This window comes from Agromyces sp. Y575 (genome assembly GCF_059445445.1).
In genome coordinates, this window is record NZ_JCAIUI010000003.1 from 70790 (window position 1) to 88449 (window position 17660).

General features: G+C 67.1%; 19 protein-coding genes. 14 read left to right on the forward strand and 5 right to left on the reverse strand.

Annotation, left to right across the window (positions count from 1 at the left end):
• Positions 1 to 107: 107 nt before the first annotated feature.
• The 5 genes from AC1C2U_RS12375 (at position 108) to AC1C2U_RS12395 (ending at position 7475) form a co-directional block, all read left to right on the forward strand.
• Positions 108 to 1205, forward strand: coding sequence for a carbohydrate kinase family protein (locus tag AC1C2U_RS12375; protein ID WP_495362067.1), 1098 nt, complete (start codon positions 108 to 110; stop codon positions 1203 to 1205).
• Positions 1202 to 2557 (forward strand): ABC transporter substrate-binding protein, encoded by a 1356-nt coding sequence (locus AC1C2U_RS12380; RefSeq protein ID WP_495362068.1) that lies wholly within the window; start codon positions 1202 to 1204, stop codon positions 2555 to 2557. Before AC1C2U_RS12375 ends, AC1C2U_RS12380 begins: the two co-directional genes overlap by 4 nt.
• On the forward strand, positions 2550 to 3455 hold the full coding sequence (locus AC1C2U_RS12385) for a carbohydrate ABC transporter permease (RefSeq protein ID WP_495362069.1): 906 nt from the start codon (positions 2550 to 2552) through the stop codon (positions 3453 to 3455). The genes AC1C2U_RS12380 and AC1C2U_RS12385 overlap by 8 nt, the downstream gene beginning before the upstream one ends.
• On the forward strand, positions 3452 to 4270 hold the full coding sequence (locus AC1C2U_RS12390) for a carbohydrate ABC transporter permease (protein WP_495362070.1): 819 nt from the start codon (positions 3452 to 3454) through the stop codon (positions 4268 to 4270). The genes AC1C2U_RS12385 and AC1C2U_RS12390 overlap by 4 nt, the downstream gene beginning before the upstream one ends.
• A 130-nt stretch (positions 4271 to 4400) precedes the next feature.
• Complete coding sequence (locus AC1C2U_RS12395; protein WP_495362071.1) at positions 4401 to 7475, forward strand: sugar-binding protein; 3075 nt, start codon at positions 4401 to 4403, stop codon at positions 7473 to 7475.
• A 141-nt stretch (positions 7476 to 7616) separates the two neighbouring features.
• On the opposite strand, the gene AC1C2U_RS12400 is transcribed toward AC1C2U_RS12395, so the two are convergent.
• Positions 7617 to 8270 carry a class I SAM-dependent methyltransferase gene (locus tag AC1C2U_RS12400; protein ID WP_495362072.1) on the reverse strand — a complete coding sequence of 218 codons (654 nt, stop codon included), beginning with the start codon at positions 8268 to 8270 and terminating at the stop codon, positions 7617 to 7619.
• Between the two features lie 233 nt (positions 8271 to 8503).
• Between AC1C2U_RS12400 and AC1C2U_RS12405 the strand changes: the two genes are divergently transcribed.
• The 5 genes from AC1C2U_RS12405 (at position 8504) to AC1C2U_RS12425 (ending at position 10819) form a co-directional block, all read left to right on the forward strand.
• On the forward strand, positions 8504 to 8827 hold the full coding sequence (locus AC1C2U_RS12405; protein WP_495362073.1) for a PadR family transcriptional regulator: 324 nt from the start codon (positions 8504 to 8506) through the stop codon (positions 8825 to 8827).
• Positions 8824 to 9363, forward strand: coding sequence for a PspC domain-containing protein (locus AC1C2U_RS12410; RefSeq protein ID WP_495362074.1), 540 nt, complete (start codon positions 8824 to 8826; stop codon positions 9361 to 9363). Before AC1C2U_RS12405 ends, AC1C2U_RS12410 begins: the two co-directional genes overlap by 4 nt.
• A 67-nt stretch (positions 9364 to 9430) precedes the next feature.
• Entirely contained in the window at positions 9431 to 9634 is a 204-nt protein-coding gene (locus AC1C2U_RS12415; RefSeq protein ID WP_495362075.1) for a hypothetical protein, read from the forward strand.
• Positions 9635 to 9699: 65 nt separating this feature from the next.
• Positions 9700 to 10110, forward strand: a complete 411-nt coding sequence (locus AC1C2U_RS12420) for a DoxX family protein (protein ID WP_495362076.1) — start codon at positions 9700 to 9702, stop codon at positions 10108 to 10110.
• Between the two features lie 25 nt (positions 10111 to 10135).
• Complete coding sequence (locus AC1C2U_RS12425; RefSeq protein WP_495362077.1) at positions 10136 to 10819, forward strand: NUDIX hydrolase; 684 nt, start codon at positions 10136 to 10138, stop codon at positions 10817 to 10819.
• A gap of 41 nt (positions 10820 to 10860) precedes the next feature.
• Here the strand turns inward: AC1C2U_RS12425 and AC1C2U_RS12430 are convergent, their stop codons facing one another.
• Positions 10861 to 11151 carry a DUF4287 domain-containing protein gene (locus tag AC1C2U_RS12430; protein ID WP_495362078.1) on the reverse strand — a complete coding sequence of 97 codons (291 nt, stop codon included), beginning with the start codon at positions 11149 to 11151 and terminating at the stop codon, positions 10861 to 10863.
• A gap of 428 nt (positions 11152 to 11579) precedes the next feature.
• Positions 11580 to 11942: a hypothetical protein gene (locus AC1C2U_RS12435; RefSeq protein ID WP_495362079.1), complete on the reverse strand. Its 363-nt coding sequence runs from the start codon at positions 11940 to 11942 to the stop codon at positions 11580 to 11582.
• A gap of 318 nt (positions 11943 to 12260) precedes the next feature.
• On the opposite strand from AC1C2U_RS12435, the gene AC1C2U_RS12440 reads away from it, so the two are divergent.
• The 3 genes from AC1C2U_RS12440 (at position 12261) to AC1C2U_RS12450 (ending at position 14106) form a co-directional block, all read left to right on the forward strand.
• The gene (locus tag AC1C2U_RS12440; RefSeq protein ID WP_495362080.1) at positions 12261 to 12692 is read left to right on the forward strand and encodes a hypothetical protein; all 432 of its coding nucleotides are present in this window, start codon (positions 12261 to 12263) and stop codon (positions 12690 to 12692) included.
• A 126-nt stretch (positions 12693 to 12818) separates the two neighbouring features.
• On the forward strand, positions 12819 to 13694 hold the full coding sequence (locus tag AC1C2U_RS12445; RefSeq protein WP_495362081.1) for an LLM class flavin-dependent oxidoreductase: 876 nt from the start codon (positions 12819 to 12821) through the stop codon (positions 13692 to 13694).
• A gap of 34 nt (positions 13695 to 13728) precedes the next feature.
• The gene (locus AC1C2U_RS12450) at positions 13729 to 14106 is read left to right on the forward strand and encodes a PLDc N-terminal domain-containing protein (protein WP_495362082.1); all 378 of its coding nucleotides are present in this window, start codon (positions 13729 to 13731) and stop codon (positions 14104 to 14106) included.
• A 42-nt stretch (positions 14107 to 14148) separates the two neighbouring features.
• On the opposite strand, the gene AC1C2U_RS12455 is transcribed toward AC1C2U_RS12450, so the two are convergent.
• Together AC1C2U_RS12455 and AC1C2U_RS12460 are read right to left on the reverse strand one after the other, a co-directional pair.
• Complete coding sequence (locus AC1C2U_RS12455) at positions 14149 to 14448, reverse strand: DUF1905 domain-containing protein (protein WP_495362083.1); 300 nt, start codon at positions 14446 to 14448, stop codon at positions 14149 to 14151.
• Positions 14449 to 14585: 137 nt separating this feature from the next.
• A complete protein-coding gene (locus tag AC1C2U_RS12460; protein ID WP_495362084.1) occupies positions 14586 to 15071 on the reverse strand; it encodes a 2'-5' RNA ligase family protein in 486 nt (161 codons plus the stop codon).
• A gap of 289 nt (positions 15072 to 15360) precedes the next feature.
• On the opposite strand from AC1C2U_RS12460, the gene AC1C2U_RS12465 reads away from it, so the two are divergent.
• The gene (locus tag AC1C2U_RS12465) at positions 15361 to 17604 is read left to right on the forward strand and encodes a tannase/feruloyl esterase family alpha/beta hydrolase (RefSeq protein WP_495362085.1); all 2244 of its coding nucleotides are present in this window, start codon (positions 15361 to 15363) and stop codon (positions 17602 to 17604) included.
• The last annotated feature ends 56 nt before the right edge of the window (positions 17605 to 17660 follow it).

Here is a 17660-nt window from a genome sequence, read left to right on the forward strand (position 1 = left end):
GTAGCAGTCAACTTCGAGCATGAATTGACGCAGAAGCGTTCATTCGAGAGTATGTTCAGTCAAACCCGATCGACGATCGCGCACGTGATCGCAGTCAAGGAGGATTCGTGGCTGAACGAGCTGTCAGCGATGCCGTCGACGTGCTCCTCACCGGGCCGGTCTTCTTCGATCTGGTCTTCACCGACGTGAACGCAACTCCCCGGCCCGGCACGGAAGTGCACGCCGACGCGCTCGACGCCAGTCCCGGCGGTGTCGCCAATCTCGCGGTCGCGACCGCCCGCCTCGGCCTGAGCACCGCGCTCGCCGCAACCCTCGGCGACGACGTCTACGGTCGCTGGTGCTGGGAGTTCCTCGCCGATCGAGAGGGCATCGACCTCAGCTCGTCGCGGTTGGTGCCGAACTGGCCTACTCCGGTCACCGTCTCGATCGCGTCGGGCAGCGATCGCAGCATGATCACGCACGAGGTCGCGGCCCCTGTCACGCCCGGCGAGCTCGTCGGCGTCGGCGTCACTGCGCGTGCCACCTTCGCCGACCTGCGCGCGATGTCTCGCGGGGCTCGCGCAGACGACTGGTGGCGGGCGGCGGCGCACGCCGGCACGAAGATCTTCGCGGACATCGGTTGGGACTCGACGGAGCGGTGGGACCCTGCCGACCTGCAGCCCCTCGACGACTGCTTCGCGTTCACACCGAACGAGTCCGAGGCCATGGCCTACACACGCACGGACTCCGCAGTCGCCGCTGCACGAGCCCTCGCCGACCGGGTGCCGCTCGTCGTCGTGACGCGCGGCGAAGCCGGAGCAGTCGCGATCGACTCAGCGCGCGGCGAGGAGGTGACGGTGCCCGCCGTTCCCGCGAACGGGCGCGATGCGACGGGCGCCGGCGACGTGTTCGGTGCATCACTCGTGCTCGGAACGCTGCGCGAATGGCCGCTCGAGCAGAGCCTCTCGTTCGCCGCGCTGTGTGCCGCCCTCGCCGTCGAATTCCCGGGCGGAGCGCTTGCCGCGCCCGGCTGGGGCGACCTCGCCGACTGGTGGGATCGAACGCGCCGCGCCGGCGACCGCGAGCTCGTCGCGCGTTTCTCGTTCCTCAACGACGTGCTCCCCGAGACATCCGGTCGTCGCAGATCGGAATTCACCTTCCCCTTCGCCGACTACCGGGCAGCAGCAGCCCGGCGATCGTTCCACGACAAGAGAGGTACATCATGAAGCGAAACATCCGACTGACCGCAGCTGCCCTGGGAGGTGCTGCGCTCATGTTCGCCCTCGCAGGTTGCGCACCCGGAAGCGGCGGCCCTGAGAACTCCGCGGACACGGGAGAGATCAGCACCGACATCTCGGGCGTCGGCGACGTCACCCTCACGGTGTGGGACCAGGAGGTGCGCGGCGGCCAGAACGAGCAGATGGAACAGCTCAATGCCGCGTTCATGGAGAAGTACCCGAACGTGACGATCGATCGCAATTCGCAGTCGTTCGACGACCTCGCGACCACCCTTCGGCTGGCCCTCACCGATGCCGACGCGCCCGACGTGGTGCAGGCGAACAACGGCCGCAACACGATGGGGCAGTTCGTCGGCGCGGGCCAGCTGCGCCCGCTCGACGACTACGCCGAGGCCTACGGATGGTTCGACCGGTACTCGCCGTCGGTGCTGCAGTACTCGACCTACAGCGAGGATGCGAAGGTCTTCGGAGACGGCAATCTGTACGGACTGCCGCAGGTCGGTGAGGTCGTGGGCGTCTTCTATTCCAAGAGCAAGCTCGAAGGGCTCGGCTTGGAGGTGCCCGCCGACTGGAGTGCGTTCGATGCCGCATTGAAGACGGCGGCTGCAGCGGGGGAGACCCCGATGCAGCTCGGCAATATCGAGCAGTGGCCGGCACTCCACGTGTTCGGCCCGCTGCAGGGCGACTACGTCGACGCCGAGGTGATCACCGACCTCGGACTCGGCAACGCCGGCCAGAGCTGGACTACGCCCGAGAACGTCGAGGCGGCCGCTGCGATGCAGGGCTGGGTCGACGCCGGGTACTTCAATGAGGGGGTCAACGGCACCGACTACGACGCGGCGTGGCAGGCGCTCGCTGCGGGCGACGGGGTGTTCCTCATCGGCGGCTCATGGCTGGCAGCCGACCTCGCTGATGCGATGGGCGACGACGCCGGATTCTTCATCCCGAACACGGCCGACGGCACGCCGGCGACCACCGGCGGCACCGGCCTGCCCTTCACGATCACCTCGGCCGCCGACAACAACGACGTGGCGGCCGCGTACATCGACTTCATCACGAACGACGACGCGATGGACGTTCTCGCGGAGACCGGCAACCTGCCGGTGAACCGCACGGCCGAACTCGCGCCCTCGTCGGGCGTGATGGCCGACGTGTTCACCGTGTTCGGCACCGTCACGGGCGAGGGCAGCCTGCTGCCGTACCTCGACTACGCGACGCCGACCTTCGCCGACACCATGGGGCAGTCGCTGCAAGACCTGCTGGCCGGCCAGGTGACTCCCGAGCAGTTCACGGAGGCGCTCGAGGCCGACTATGCGGAGTTCGTCGCAAGCAATGGCTGACGGCTCCACAACGGTCGGGCGGGGCGCCACTCGGCGTCCCGCCCGATCGGGCTGGGTGGCGTGGGCGTACCTCGCTCCAGCCCTGCTGATCTACGGCGGATTCCTGCTCTTCCCGCTGGGCCGGGCCGCCCAGTACTCCCTCTTCGACTGGGACGGCCTCGGCGAATCGACGTTCGTCGGCCTCGACAACTACGTCGAGATCCTCTACGACGAGCGCTTGCGCGAGGCGTTCTGGCACGCCCTCGTGCTCGTGTTCTTCTACGCCGTGCTGCCCCTCGTCATCGGGCTGGTGCTCGCTGCGCTGCTGACTCGCTCGCAGGTCAGGGGGCTCGGGTTCTTCCGAAGCGTCATCTTCCTGCCCCAGGTCATCGCCATGGTCGTCGTCGCCGTGACCTGGCGGCAGATCTATGCGCCCGACGGCCCGCTCAACGGCTTCTTGCGCCTCATCGGGCTCGATTCGCTGACCCGCCCGTGGCTCGGCGACTACACGTTCACTCTGCCCGCCGTCGGGCTCATCGGCACCTGGGTGTGCACCGGCCTCGTCACCGTTCTGCTGATGGCAGGCATGAGCCGGGTGCCGCGCGAACTGTACGAAGCGGCACGACTCGACGGTTCCGGCCCGGTGCGCGAGTTCTTCGCGATCACCCTGCCAACTGTGCGCGGTGAGATCACGGTGGCGCTCACCCTCACGATCGTCGCCGCCCTCAAGACCTTCGACCTCGTCTACGTCACGACGAGCGGAGGCCCCGGCACCTCGACGACCGTGCCGAGTTACGAGATCTACCGCCGGGCCTTCCAACTCGGGGATGTCGGTGTCGCCACCGCCGTCGGCATCGTGCTCACCCTCGTGGTGTTCGCCATCAACGCCATCGTCAACATGATCGGAGAGCGGAAATGAAGGTCTCCCCGATCGAACGGGGCGCGAACTACGTCGTGCTCATCGCGTTCGCTCTTGTCGTGCTCGGCCCCATCGGTGTGATCATCACTCTCGCTTTCGGGCCGAAAGACGCCTCGGCCGCCCGCGAGGGGAGCATATTCCATCCCGAGAATTTCCCCGAGGCGTGGGAGGTCGGGCGGTTCGGACAGTACATGCTGACCTCCGTCGTCGTGGCCGCGATCGTCGTCGTCGTCTCGGTGCTCGCCTCGATCCTCGCCGGGTATGCGCTCGGCACGATGCGCTTCCGCGGGGCGACGCTCGTCTTCTACCTGTTCCTGCTCGGCATCATGGTGCCGACCGAGGCGTTCATCGTGCCGCTCTACTTCGACCTGCGCGTCTTGGGCCTCACCAATACCGTCTGGGGAGTTGCGGCGCCGCAGATCGCGATGTCGATCGCCTTCGGCACGTATTGGATGCGAACGTACTTCCGCTCCTCGAGCCGGGCGCTCATCGAGGCCGCTCGTCTCGACGGCGCCAATTCGATGCGCATCCTCTGGCAGGTGCTGGTGCCGATCGGGCGACCAGCGATCCTCACCCTCGTGCTGCTCGTCTTCATGTGGACGTGGAACGAGTTCCTCATCCCGCTCGTGATGTCGCCGAACGGCGACGTGCGAACGGCACCGCTCGGCCTCGCGTTCTTCCAGGGGCAGTACACGCAAGGCACGGCCCTTCTCGCCGCGGGTGCCGTGATGGTCGCGTTGCCGGTCGTCGCGCTGTACATCTTCCTGCAGCGCCACTTCATCAAGGGCATGATCGAGGGCGCAGTGCGCGAGTGAGCGAGCAGATTCGCGCATCAAGCTGCGCGAATCTGCACGCACCTGCTTGCGCGCGTGATCGAATCTGCTCTAGCGTGGGACGCGATTCAGGGTGGCAGTCAGTCGTCCTGAGCGTCCAATGGAGGACCGCATGAAACGTCACCACGCAATCCTGCTCACGTCGCTGATCACGGTCGTCGCGCTCATGGGCCCGGGCAACGCGGTCGCCGCGACGATGGGCAACGGAGACTCAGGCCCACCAGACGCGGCGCTGAAGTTCGACGTCGGAGATCCCTCGATCGCCACGGAGACCGAGCGCGAGAAGATCGACATCATGGGCATCTACGCCCACCCCGACGATGACGCCGGGTTCACGACCCCCTGCGGCGTCTGGCACGACCTCTACGGCGTGCGGTGCGGCATCATCATGGCGACGCGAGGCGAGGGCGGTTCGAACTCGGTCGGCCCCGAGGCGGGCCCCGACCTCGGCGTGCGTCGCGAGAACGAAGATCGCACGTCGCACGTTCGATCCGGCACCATCGACATCTTCAACCTCGACCGCGTCGACTTCTTCTACAACACCTCGGCGCCGCTCACGGCCAAAGTGTGGAACGCCGAAGAGACGCTGAGCCGCACCGTGCGGATCATCCGTGAGACGCGGCCCGAGATCCTCGTCGGCAGCACGCCGTCGCTCGCCGTCGGGCACGGCAACCACCAGTACGCACAGGGGCGCATGGTCTGGGAAGCCGCGGCTGCGGCCGCCGACCCGAACATGTACCCCGAGCAGCTCACCGGCGTCGGCGCGGTCGAGCCGTGGCAGGTGAAGAAGGTGCTCGCCGGTGGGCTGACGACGGGCACCGGTGGCACCGCCGGCCCGGCCTGCAACACGGGCTTCGTGCCCGCGGCGACGAACCCGTTCACCGTTGTCGGCACGTGGACCGGCTACGAATCGCCGTATGCGTGGGCCGACGGCAATCTCGCCGGCCAGGCGGCCGGATCGGCCAAGACCTGGGCGCAGGTCGGCCGCGAGGGCGGCAGGGCGCACCCCACACAGGCGCGCACGATGCAGACCACGCTCGTCGATCCGACGTGCCAGCGCTACGGCGTCTCGCAGTCGATCGTGCCGATGCAGCCGAACACCTCGCCGGACGCCGCGAACGACGACGCCGTGCTCTACGGCGCTGTCGTCGCCGACCCGGGCGGCATGCCGCTCGGTTCGGAGTTCTCGCTCTCAGCCGAGGAGTACTACGAGGCTGCAGGCGAGCCGTTCACCGCGACCGTCGCGTTGCGCTCGGGTGACGGCGAGCTCGGCGGCGGCGCGGTGAGTCTCGTCGTGCCCGACGGCTGGCAGGTCTCCGACCCGGTCGAGATCGACGGCATCAGCGATGAGGATGCCGCGCAGGCGACGTTCACCGTCACTCCCGCGGCCGACGCGGCCCCCGCCACGTACAAGATCGCGGCGGAGTTCGCCGGTGACGGAGTGACCGCGTACAACGACACGCGCATCGACCTCGTCGCGCCGGTCGAGGGGCGTTTCGAGCGCTGGGGCACTGCGGCCGAGTACGAGCAGTGGACGCAGGATCACGACGCCTACGTCGGTGGCCGCTCAGTGGCGGTCGCCCAGGTCGGTGCCGGTGAGACGGTGACCGTGCCGGTCGAGGTGACCAACCGCGCCGCCGGCGCCGAGTCGGGCGAGATCGCCCTCACTGTGCCGGCAGGCTTCGTCGCCGATGCGGCGGTGAAGCCCTTCGCGGGTCTCGCCCCGGGCGAGACGACGACGATCGAGTTCGTCGTCACCCACACGGATCCGGCGGACCCCGGCAGCCGAACGGCGACGTTCACCGCGACGACCACTTCGGGTGCCGGCACGTCGACCGAGAACGAGACCGTGTACGTCGTGCCCACCGTGGTCATCCCGCAGCTCGATGCCGCGCCGACGATCGACGGCACCGCCGACGACGTCTACACCGGCACGCCGGTCAACGTGGGCACGCGCTGGGAGGGCGCGGCCTGCGCCGACGACGGCGTGGACTGCGGTGCGGGCAGCATCGCCCGGCTCGGTTGGCACGATGATGCGCTGTACGCGCAGATCCATGTGACCGACGACGTGGCGAGTGCCGCTTCGACGCCCGACCGTTGCTTCGGCCACTGGTTAGTCGACTCGGTCGAACTGCTGCTCGACCCGCGGGGTGACTCGATCGACACCTCGTCGACCTTCAAGCTCGGCATGTTCCCCTTCACCGACGACGCTGAGGCGACGAACGGCAACGGGGCAGACGGGCCGTGCTGGTCTCGCGACGCCGACAACCACCAGGGGTTCTCGACGGGTCCGCTCGCCGAGACCGTCGAGGGCGGCCTGAACGCCGAGGGCGTCGAGGTGGCCGTCGAGGTCGCACGCCAGGCCGACGGCACGTTCGCCGGCGGGGGCTACGACGTCGAGGTGAAGGTGCCGCTCGCCGCACTTCCGGCAGCCGTCGGGCCGACGAGCGCGGTGCCGCAGGGCGACGCAGCGCTGAACGACGTCGACCCGGGGTATCTCGGGCTGAACGTCACGCCGTACGACTCCGACACGCAGGACTTCATCGGTCAGACTCGCACCGCATGGTCTGCCTTCGGCAGCCAGCAGTCGGAGCCGTATCGATGGGGTCACGCGTACCTCGACGGGTACGCGCCGCCTGCCGATCGGCCGGTCGAGTCGACTGAGCCGATCATTCCCGACACCGCCCTGCAGGGTGTGCAGTCGCCCCAGACGGTCGCGCAGTCGGCGACGCGGGGCGGCACGATCTCGGGCGTGCAGCCGAGCGATGCGATGAGCATCGGCGACGTGAAGATCCAGCAGAAGAAGGTGCAGATCTCGTACCGGTCCGGCGAGGCCGGAACGGTGCGCGTCTTCCTCTGGAAGGGCGACACGTCATTCATCCCCGTCTGGACGTCGAGTTGCGCCGGCGATGTCTACGGCTTCGAAGCCTGCTCCCCGTCGGATGGTGCGGCGCCGCCGTGGGCACCCGACATGGGCGGTCGGCTGCTGGCATCGTTCGAGCAGGAGGTCGACGCAGGCAAGGGCAAGCTGACGGTGCCGATCGATGCGAGCATCCGCTCTGCACTCGCCGACGACGCGCAGATCCTCGTCTCCTACGCCGAGGAGCCTTCGGGTGACTCGACATCGGGGGATGGCGTGAACGCGTGGAGCTTCCCGATCGAGGCGCACCGGCCCGGCAAGGGCTGAGTTCAGCTCGTGAACGCCCGGCTCCCGTCACGGGAGCCGGGCGTTCATGATTCGTCACACCGGAATGCCGACTCGCCTACCGAGGTCGGCGACGGAGGCATCGAGCCCACTCAGGTGGTATGTATATCCAACTGGGACGCGTCATGACGCCCGTCGCGCGAGCAGGGTGGCGTCGTGCACGTCGACCGTCACGCCGTCGCGAACCATCGTGCGCGGGCGCTGCTCGACGACGAGCGCCTCGAAGTCGTCGGGCAGGGCGGGCAGCAGCTCTTCGGCGAGGAACATCGCCTTGCGATGACTCGTCGACAGGTGCGTGAACACCTCCGACGGCGCATGACCGACCACCAGCAGGTGCCCGCCGGGTGCGACGGCCTGCGCCAGCCGGCGGGTCACCTCGACCATCCCGCCGTCGGGCGGGTGCAGGAAGTGCGTCGTGACGAGATCGTACGACCGGCTCTCGGCGGCGAACGTGCGGGCGTCGACCTGCCACCAGTCGGTGCGGTCGGCGACGCCTGCCTCGGCGGCATGCCGGGCCGCGCGGGCGAGGCCGTTGGCCGAGAAGTCGGCTCCCGTCGTCTTCCACCCCTGTCGGGCGAGCCAGATCACGTCGCCGCCCTCACCGCAGCCGACGTCGAGCGCGGTGCCCGGGGTCAGCGCCGAGGCTTCGGCGACCAGCTGCGGATTGGGATTGCCGCTCCACACCGTCTGCTCGCCGGAGTAGCGCTCCTCCCAACTCGACGGCTCGAACAGCTCTGCCGCCTCGGCCTCGGTGGGCTCGTGCTCGTGTCGACTCATCGGTGTGCTTCCTTCCGGGTGCTCTGCTCTGCTGCTGAGAGCGTACGGATCTGAACCTCGAGTGGCACACCGGTTTGCCGTTTCGGCAACACCCCGATGCCCCGATGCCCCGCCCGTCGGTCACCCGGCCAGCTCGAGCCGCTCGCCACGGAACCGCTCGTCAGGGTGCGCCGACTCGGGGCGATCTGGCATTGAATACAGTTACAGGTACCTTGCGGTGATACAGTACCGGTATGGAAGACGATAGCAAGCTCGCTGCGCTGCGCCGAGGCATGCTCGAACCCTTGGTTCTCGCGTCGATAGAAGACCGCCGCCGCTACGCGGCCGAAATCGTCGCCGCCCTGCGAGAGGCGAGATTCCCCGTTCAGGAGGGAACGCTCTACCCGCTTTTGAACAAGCTGCGGCGCGACGGACTCGTGGAGCACGAGTGGGAGGAGTCATCATCTGGGCCGCCCCGGAAGTATTTCTCCCTTACCGAAACGGGACGAACACAACTCACCGATTTCCGTGACTACTGGCGGGCTCTCACGGGCACTCTTGAAACGATTGGACGATGACGGTGCAACAGACTCGATACATCACGCTCAGCGGACACGCGGAAGCGATTGCCATGACCGCCGCCGCATACCGGCGTCTCCTTCGGTATATCGAGGACGCTCGCCTGGCGCTGACATCAGACCCCGACGCGGACGAAACCATCCGCGACCTGGAAGCCTCCCTCGGTGAGCAGATGCGCCACGTCGTCGAGGCGTCCGGCGTCCCGATCAGCGATACACGCATGAGTGAACTGCTGGCTGGCGCTGGCGCAGTCAACATTGATGACGAGGCGACCGGGTCCTCTCGAGCGCAAGCGCGGGGTCCGTTCTGGTGCCGCATCGATCAGGGAAAGTGGTTCGGAGGACTCTGCCTCGGCATCGCAGCCCGCGGGGAGTTTCGCGTCGACTGGGTACGCACCATAGCCGTCTTCCTTGCGCTGGTGACAGGCGGCCTCATCGGAATCGTCTACCTTGCGCTGCTTCTCTTCGTTCCCCGCGTCGAAACTCTCGACGAGTACCGGAGACTTCGCGACGCTCCGAGAACGCAAACAGCCTGAAGGAAAGCTCTGATTCCTTCCCTACCCGAGTGAGGTCAGGCCCTCAGCGGGCGGCAACACCATCTACTTGGCGAAGGGCAAGGAAGCTGATCGCGTCTGCCTCCTCATCTATCCGAACTCCGAGGAATGGGTGATCGTCTGCGGTGGGGCGCCGGAGTTCGGTGGCGGAGGGGCCAGCGGCAGCTATGTCGTCAGAGTCGATGGACCTGATGGAGCACCGGCTCCTGAAGACTCGGTCGAGATCGCCCCGAACGTCTTCGCGAAGGAATAGCGCACAGGCGCGGCGACGAACACAACGCCGTAGTGTGGGCGTACAGACCAGGGCCGGAGGTCGACATGGCACGCAGCGACGTTCCCACAAGCACCACGCCCCGCACGATCGCGCGAATCGCGCTCGCCGCAGGGCTCGTGTTCGCCGGGGTGAGTCATCTGTTCTGGGCGCGCAAGGAGTTTCGCGCGCAGGTGCCGTCGTGGGTGCCGATGGATGCCGATGCCGTCGTTGTGGCCTCGGGCGCGGTCGAGATCGGGCTCGGCGGTGCGCTCGTGGCGCTTCCGCGCGAGCGCCGGCGCATCGGATGGATCGTCGCGGCATTCTTCGTCGCCGTGTTCCCGGGCAACATCGCGCAGTTCACCGAGAGACGGGCGGCCTTCGGCCTGGATTCCGATCGTGCCCGAGGCATCCGCCTGCTGTTCCAGCCGCTGCTCGTGGCGCTCGTGATCTGGTCGACGGCTGAGCCGCGTCGCTGACAGCGGGGATCCGTATGGTGGAGCCATGCCCGTGACCACCGACGCTCGCGCCGAACTCATCGCCCTCTGCGAGCGCGGCCTCGACTGGCACCCCGACATGCCACGCGACCTCTCGGATGCCTCGACCGCACGCCCGGCGGCAGTGCTCGTGCTGTTCGGAGTGCTCGACGCGATCCCCGCCCGCACCGACGCGGCGGTCGCGCGCGACCTCGATGTGCTGCTGCTCCGCCGCGCGGCGACGCTGCGCAGCCACGCGGGGCAGATCGCGTTCCCGGGCGGCCGGCTCGATGCATCCGATGACGGACCGATCGCCGCGGCGCTTCGGGAAGCCCGTGAAGAGACCGGCGTCGACCCCGACGGCGTCGAGCCGCTCGGCACGCTGCCGCCGATGCCCGTGCCCGTGAGCAATCACCTCGTCACGCCCGTGCCGGCGTGGTGGACGCGGCCTTCAGAGGTCGCGGCGGTCGATCACGACGAGTCCGTCGATGTGTTCCGCGTGCCGGTCGGCGATCTGCTCGACCCGGCGAACCGGGCGAACACGGCGTTCAAGCTCGATTCGCACACGTACCGTTCGCCGGCGTTCACCGTCGGAGGTCGCCTCATCTGGGGTTTCACCGCGCTCGTGCTCGACCGCATGTTCGACGATCTCGGCTGGGCAGAGCCGTGGGACCAGGCACGCACCGTGGAGCCCGACAACGTAGGCCGGTGACGCGCTGCTCAGCTGATGCTCATCGCCCCGCGTGCGATGCGCTACCCGTTCGGGTTCGTCGCGGCGCCGTCGAGCCAGAGGGTGTCGGTGGCGTCGCTGTGCACGCCGTCGGTGCCGACGTGCTTCGTGCTGATCTGCGGACCCTTCGTGATCACGTGCACGAGCGCCATCGCGTGCCCCTGCCCGAGGCCGTAGTCCGCTTTCAGCCACGCGACGATCGGTGTCGCCTTCGTGCCCGGGCCGAAGCCCTGCTCGGCGGCCAGGTCGACGAGCTGCCGGGGGGTGAGTCCGGTCTTCTTCTCGATGGTGTCGAGGTAGGCCTGGAATGACATGCGGTGCTTCCTTTCGCGGGCGGATGCCGCGTGGCATCCGTTGAGTCCAGACTGCGGCTCGCGGCATCCGATCGCCATCATTTCGACGTGGATCGAAGATCGAAGATCGAACGATCAACCGGCGCCGGGCGTTCGGCGCGAGCGACGAGCGGAGTGGGCGAATGGCATGCGGGCATGCGGGTCGTGCTCGGACGCGGAGCCGAACTCGCGCCGGCGATGCCGACGAGCATTCGGGGCTTCGGCGTCGGGCCGGAGAGTTCGGCTGTGATCGACCCGTCGGGCGATCGCGTGAACGCGAGGCCCCAATGCTCGTTCGCCGGCTCGAGATACTCGTCAGGTTCGTCGACGTGCGCTCGCCAGATCGAGTTGATCAGCCGATGGTCGTCGCGTACTTCGAGCTCGTCATGCCGCCTCCCTCGAGACCTCGGTCACATCATGGAGTACACCGCGGACTGCCCGAGTCCGATGAGGGCGCTGAGCACCTCTGCCCCGCCAAGTGCGGTGCCCGCGGCGGCGAATCCCTTCGGAGCGTCGCGCCGCAGCAGCACGATCAGGCCGAGCACGAGTGCCCCGATGCCGAGAACGAGTGAGAGCACGTTGGCGACGAGCCCCAGCGTGGTGATGAGTTCGTACGCCATCGGCAGTGCGGTGCTGATCAGGAACGGTGTGACGAGACCGAGCAGGCGGGTTATCACGACACTCGCGACTCCGACGGCGAAGGCGATCACCCCGAGCAGTCTGAAATTGGTGCTCGGGCGGGCCTCGACGGATGGCGCGGAAAGGTCGGTCATCGCCCCATCATGCCCGATCGAAGCATCCGCTCGGTGAACGACAGTGGGCGCGCATGCCGGCGGTGTTTTCAGAGTCGCTTGCCGAGAAATACGCAAGCGGCGCCCAAGCACGTGGCACCTCGGCGCGGACCGTTTGCTGAGGGATCGAGCTCCGAAGGAAGGCCTCTGGGCACTTCTGGCTCGCAGAGGCATCGTTGTCTGAGTCGGTTGTTCTCCGGTGATTGTCGCCGTCAACGTCGAAGTGCCGCTGAGCTCTCTGGGTGTCACGGTCCGACAACATTCGGCGGACCGCGATCGTCAGGCTCGTAGCCTGATTGGATGCGACTGTTGAAGGTGGTGCCACTGTTCGTGGTGTCGCTTCTGTTGCTCACCGGTTGTGTGCCCCCATTCCTCGCCTGCACGACGATCGGCCACAGCAGCGCCGCACGCATCGAACTTCTCGATCCCCGGCCGGGCCTTGAACTCGCGTTGTGCGAAGGGGAGTCCTGCACTCCTGGCCCGGTGGAGCTGCCGCTCGAGGTGGGTTCAACCGAGACGCCCCTGCCGACCGGAGTCTTTGATTTTTCGGGCGACAGCACGAATGGCTGGTCCGCAGTTTTGAACAGCGGCCTTCCCGTTCTCGGCTACCGGCTCACCGATGAAGATGGAGCCGTCATCGCAGAAGGCGGAATCGAGGCCGACTGGGTGCGAATCGACGGCACGGAACAGTGTGGCGGGAACAGGCACGCCGATATCCAGCTCTCCATCTGAGCTTGCGGCCAGAACAGCTGGTCGATTCGGGGACCGCGATGTCGAGCCGGGCGAGACGCCGGGTTCAAGCATCCGCTCGGTGAACGACAGTGGGCGCATGCCGGTGGGTGCTGCCAAAGTTGTCGCATGCGTCGAATCGGAGCGATCTTCCAGCCTGCGTTCCCACCTGAGCAGTTCCGACTCGCGGTCGCGGCCGCCGAAGACGGGGGAGTGCCCGAACTCTGGCTCTGGGAGGACTGCTTCCAACAGTCGGCCTTCGCCGCAGCCGCCGCGGCCCTCGCGTGGACCGAGCGTCTGCGGGTGGGCATCGGCGTCGCACCGATGCCCTTGCGCAACGTCGCGATCACCGCCATGGAGATCGCGACCATCGAGCGCATGTTCCCCGATCGGTTGCTGCCCGGCGTCGGGCATGGGGTGCAGCGGTGGATGGCGCAGACGGGCAGCCGTGTCGCTTCGCCGCTGACGCTCATGCGCGAGTATGTTCCGGCGCTGCGGCAGCTACTCACAGGCGAGGAGGTCACGACCGACGGTCGATACGTGAAGCTCGATCGAGTGAAGCTCGACTGGCCGCCGGCGACGGCGCCGCTCGTGTACGCGGCTGGTGAAGGCCCCAAGACGCTGCAGCTCACCGGTGAGGTGGCCGATGGCACAGTGCTCACCGGCGGCACGACGGTCGATCGCGCCGCAGAGGCCGTGGCGACGATCGCGACAGGGCGCAGCGCTGCCGGGCGTGAGGGGCGCAACGAGGTGGTCGTCTATCTGATGGCCGCGTTCGGCGGCAAGGAGGCCGACGAACGGGTCGCACGAGAACTCACGCAGTGGAACATGCCCGACGACCAGCGACTGGCCGCCGTCGGCGACGCATCCGCCGTCGCCGAGGCCGCTGAGCGGTTCTTCGCGGCCGGCGTCGACGCGGTCGTGCTGCAACCCACCTCAGACGAGCCCGACGTCGAGGAATTCATGCGGGAGGTCGGCGAGGTGGCTCGGCTGGTCTCGCCGTAGCGCCGCATTCGCCCGGCCCAATATGCTGACGGCCATGGCTGCCGTCTTTCCCGTCATCGTGGTCGCCGCGATGGTGTTCGCGCTGATCGATATCATCACGCGCGACGAGTCCCAGGTGCGGCATCTGCCGAAGTTCGCCTGGATCCTGCTCGTCGTGCTGCTGCCGCTCATCGGCACGCTGCTGTGGTTCGTGATCGGACGCGAGTACGGCGGGTCGTCGGCCGGTGACGGCATCGGCTCGCTCATGGCGCAGCGATCGCAGCGACCGCAGCCGAACTACGGGCCCGCCATGCCGCAGGTCGATTCCACCGAGCAGCAGCTCGCCGACCTCGACCGCGAGATCGAGTACTACGAGCGCCGAGCCGAACTCGAACGGCGGAAGCGGGAAGCCGACGGCGACCCCGCGAGCTGACGCTGGCGCGCGGCATCCGTTCGCTTCGACCTGCAGACTGAGTCAACGGAGAGCTCGGGTGGCGACCGTCAATCGCACCTCGGTCGTGTCGCCGATCTCGAGTTCCTCAGCCGCACGCACCCACGCCTTCAGCGGCACGATGTACTCGCCGTTCTTCGGCCAGAGCGAAGTCGCCCACTCGCTGCCGCCGACGCGCACGGTGACCGGGATCATGCCCCAACCGTAGGTGACGAGCGGTGCGACCGATTCGATGGCGGCGCACTCTTCCGCGGGCACCGTGACGAAATGCCACGGAGCTGGGCCGCGCCAGAACCAGATCTCGCCACGGAACGTGAAGTTCATCGCATCAGGATATGACCGCCGCTCGGGAGGACACGTGTGGGTTCTCACGCAACCTGTCATATTCTCAGATGACTTGTCACGCACTTGGCAAATTGACAAGTGCGTGAGAATCGAAGTCTCTGACCATCGAGGACCCTTCACCGGGGGTCATGTAGGTCGAGCTCGATGGTTGTGATCCTCCGCCCTGTGGATTCATCGAGCGACACCAACGTCAACCATCTGATCGACAAAATGTCTCCTTCGCCGACGCTGATAAACGGACCACGAGTCGCATGTGGGCGATAACCGACCTCCCAAAAGTCCGGCTCGACGGCTGCGAACCCGGGTGTCCGCTTCAGCGCGGCGGCCAACGACTCGTGCAGACGGTAAAGGGCCGGATGTTCAGCCAGAAGCACCGCGATGTTCTGCTCCAGTCCGAATTGAGCCGTCGGCCCAAGGTTGACGTCGAATGCGAGGACATCACTGGCGACAGCCGCGAGCTGGTTTGAAACATCATTGACCCGGCCGTCATCGACGTGGAAGTTGCCAGCAATGGTTACGTGCACAGGCCAGCGATTCCGCTCAACCAGCGCGGGGACCTCGAGCGGGGTCGCCATCACGGCGAGCAGACGCCTTTCTTCCATTCCCCGAGGCTAGCTGCGGAATTCGACGATATACGGCCTCAGAGGAATCTCCTGACTCTCCGGGTGAGCGAGCGCAAATACTGACCGACTGGCGTCGAGTAATGGAAGAATCCAATGATTGCAATTTCCAATCAACGGCGATACTTTGGCGGTACGCCGGGCAGTGTTGCCCGTCGAATTCACCGCCGTCGTCGGCGGGCTGCCTCGTCGGCGACGCATGGAGAGGAATCGACATGTCAGTCACAACGAAGTGCAGGGGTACGGCGTCAGTCGTCATCGGGAGTTCGCAATGAACGCGCGCAAGCGCTGGATCACCACCGTCGGTGCGACGATCGCCGCGACAACGCTGCTCTTCTCTTCAGTGGCGGTTCCCGCCTCGGCGGCTCCGGCAGGGGCGACAGTCGAGGGGGGACTCCCGCAGCTGAGCCCTGCGCGGCAGAGTTCCCTTGAGCAGTGCGAGTCCCTCGCGGGCTTCGTCTTTCCGCACACGAGGATCACCATCGCGGAAAGAGTGCCCGTCGGGCCGGTCGCAGGGGTATCCGTCGGCGAGCACTGTCTCGTACAGGGCGTGATGAACGAGAGGGTGAGCTCTGTCGACGGTCAGTCCTATGCCATCGGCTTCGAGATGCGGTTGCCGGTGGAGTGGAGCGGGCGATTCCTGTATCAGGCCAACGGAGGCATCGATGGATCTGTTGCGACGGCGCTCGGGCGCGTCGGTGGCGGGGAGAGTGGCCTTCAGACGGGCTTCGCGGTGATCAGTTCGGATGCAGGACACTCCGGCAGCCAGAATCCAACCTTCGGCCTCGATCCCCAGGCGCGGCTCGACTATGGGTACCAAGCAGTAGGCACACTGACCCCGATGGCGAAGGCGCTCATCGCCGCGGGCTACGGACGTGGACCCGACCGCTCGTACATGACCGGAGGATCGAATGGCGGCCGGCACACCATGGTCGGCTCCGCCCGATATGCCGACCAATACGACGGTTTCCTCGCGTTGGCGCCCGGCTTCAATCTGCCCAAAGCCGCTGTGGCTCAAATCTGGGGCGCGCAGCGCTACGCCACCGTGGCAACAGACCCGGCGAACCTGTCGAGCGCACTGACGCCTGCGGAGCGCGCAACGATTGCGGGCGCCGTGTTGACGCGCTGCGACGCCCTCGACGGGCTCGAAGACGGAGCGGTCCAAGCGAGTTCGCTCTGCCAAGAGGTGTTCTCCCTTGATCGCGATGTGCCCACGTGCACGGCGGCCCGCGATGGAACATGCCTGACTGCAGCGCAGAAGGTGGTGGTGGCCGACATTTTCGGCGGTGCCCGCACCCGCGCCGGAGAAACGATCTATAGCTCCTTCCCCTTCGATCCTGGCATCGTGCAGTCAGGCTGGGCAGGGTGGGAGTTCAACGCATCCGTGAGCCTGGACCCGGGTGCGGCCGGCTACATCTTCACAACCCCGCCCGATGCGCCGGCGCTTCCTGGCCTGGGGCAGTACGCGATGAGCGTGGACATCGATGCTCTTGCCTCGAAGATCTACACCACCAACGGGGTCTACACCGAGAGCGCTATGTCGTTCATGACGCCGCCCAACCCGACGAACCTCGATACGCTCCGCAACCGCGGCGGCAAGATGATCGTCATTCACGGCGCCGCCGACGGCGTGTTCTCGCCGGATGACACCGCCTCTTGGTACGAAGGGCTTCAGGCCGGCTACGGCGACAAGGCGGACCAGTTCGCTCGCTACTTCGAGGTCCCGGGTATGGGCCACGTTCAAGGCGGACCTGCAACCGATCAGTACGCCGCGCTCGCGGCGCTCGTCGAGTGGGTCGAGGGAGGAACGCCTCCGGATCGGATCGTCGCCTCGCTGAATCCGACGAACCCCGAGGTGCCCGCAAGCTGGTCACCCGACCTGACGCGACCGCTCTGCCCGTACCCCTCGGTTGCCGTTTATGGCGGCGGGGATCGTGACCGCGCCGACAGCTTCACATGCGAGGTGACGTCCACGCCAGTGAATATCTCCGCGCCGGTCGTGACGGGAAGCCCCGACGTGGGCCGCACGCTCACGGCGACCGCAGGCGACTGGACGGGATCGGTACCAACATTCAGCTTCCAATGGATACGGGACGGTCGACCGATTGCCGGCTCAACCGGGTCCAGCTACACCGTCAGGCTCATTGACCAGGGCAGCGAGTTGAGCGTGAGGGTGACCGCTCGTTCTGGGGAGGGTGACTCCAGCACCGCCAGCAGCACGCCGCTCACGGTGCGCAGCGCGTCGGCGGCGCTCGTCACCACCAGTCCGCTGCTCTCCTCGAGTTCCAGGCCCGTCACCGTCGTGGTGCGGATACTGCCGGTCGGGAAGGACGCGACTGGCACGGTGACCGTGACCGTGGCGGGCAGGACCGTGACGGGCACGATTGCTGACGGTAAAGCCAGCATCCCCGTTGGGACGTTGACTCGGGGTGCGCACTCGATTGTCGCGTCGTACTCCGGCGATGCGACCGTCTCGCCGACGAGGGGAATCGGCATCGCGCTCGTGGTGCGGTGATCACTCGCTGACGCTTCGGGGACTCGGCCACCACGGTCGGGTCCCCGAACGGTCGG

Coding starts and splice junctions, on each gene's coding strand:
- AC1C2U_RS12455 (WP_495362083.1), bottom strand. CDS start 14,448: ATGAACTTCACGTTCCGTGGCGAGATCTGGTTCTGGCGCGGCCCAGCT.
- AC1C2U_RS12385 (WP_495362069.1), top strand. CDS start 2,550: ATGGCTGACGGCTCCACAACGGTCGGGCGGGGCGCCACTCGGCGTCCC.
- AC1C2U_RS12460 (WP_495362084.1), bottom strand. CDS start 15,071: ATGGAAGAAAGGCGTCTGCTCGCCGTGATGGCGACCCCGCTCGAGGTC.
- AC1C2U_RS12410 (WP_495362074.1), top strand. CDS start 8,824: ATGACGGTGCAACAGACTCGATACATCACGCTCAGCGGACACGCGGAA.
- AC1C2U_RS12435 (WP_495362079.1), bottom strand. CDS start 11,942: ATGACCGACCTTTCCGCGCCATCCGTCGAGGCCCGCCCGAGCACCAAT.
- AC1C2U_RS12400 (WP_495362072.1), bottom strand. CDS start 8,270: ATGAGTCGACACGAGCACGAGCCCACCGAGGCCGAGGCGGCAGAGCTG.
- AC1C2U_RS12380 (WP_495362068.1), top strand. CDS start 1,202: ATGAAGCGAAACATCCGACTGACCGCAGCTGCCCTGGGAGGTGCTGCG.
- AC1C2U_RS12405 (WP_495362073.1), top strand. CDS start 8,504: ATGGAAGACGATAGCAAGCTCGCTGCGCTGCGCCGAGGCATGCTCGAA.
- AC1C2U_RS12390 (WP_495362070.1), top strand. CDS start 3,452: ATGAAGGTCTCCCCGATCGAACGGGGCGCGAACTACGTCGTGCTCATC.
- AC1C2U_RS12430 (WP_495362078.1), bottom strand. CDS start 11,151: ATGTCATTCCAGGCCTACCTCGACACCATCGAGAAGAAGACCGGACTC.
- AC1C2U_RS12445 (WP_495362081.1), top strand. CDS start 12,819: ATGCGTCGAATCGGAGCGATCTTCCAGCCTGCGTTCCCACCTGAGCAG.
- AC1C2U_RS12395 (WP_495362071.1), top strand. CDS start 4,401: ATGAAACGTCACCACGCAATCCTGCTCACGTCGCTGATCACGGTCGTC.
- AC1C2U_RS12425 (WP_495362077.1), top strand. CDS start 10,136: ATGCCCGTGACCACCGACGCTCGCGCCGAACTCATCGCCCTCTGCGAG.
- AC1C2U_RS12465 (WP_495362085.1), top strand. CDS start 15,361: ATGAACGCGCGCAAGCGCTGGATCACCACCGTCGGTGCGACGATCGCC.
- AC1C2U_RS12420 (WP_495362076.1), top strand. CDS start 9,700: ATGGCACGCAGCGACGTTCCCACAAGCACCACGCCCCGCACGATCGCG.
- AC1C2U_RS12440 (WP_495362080.1), top strand. CDS start 12,261: ATGCGACTGTTGAAGGTGGTGCCACTGTTCGTGGTGTCGCTTCTGTTG.
- AC1C2U_RS12450 (WP_495362082.1), top strand. CDS start 13,729: ATGGCTGCCGTCTTTCCCGTCATCGTGGTCGCCGCGATGGTGTTCGCG.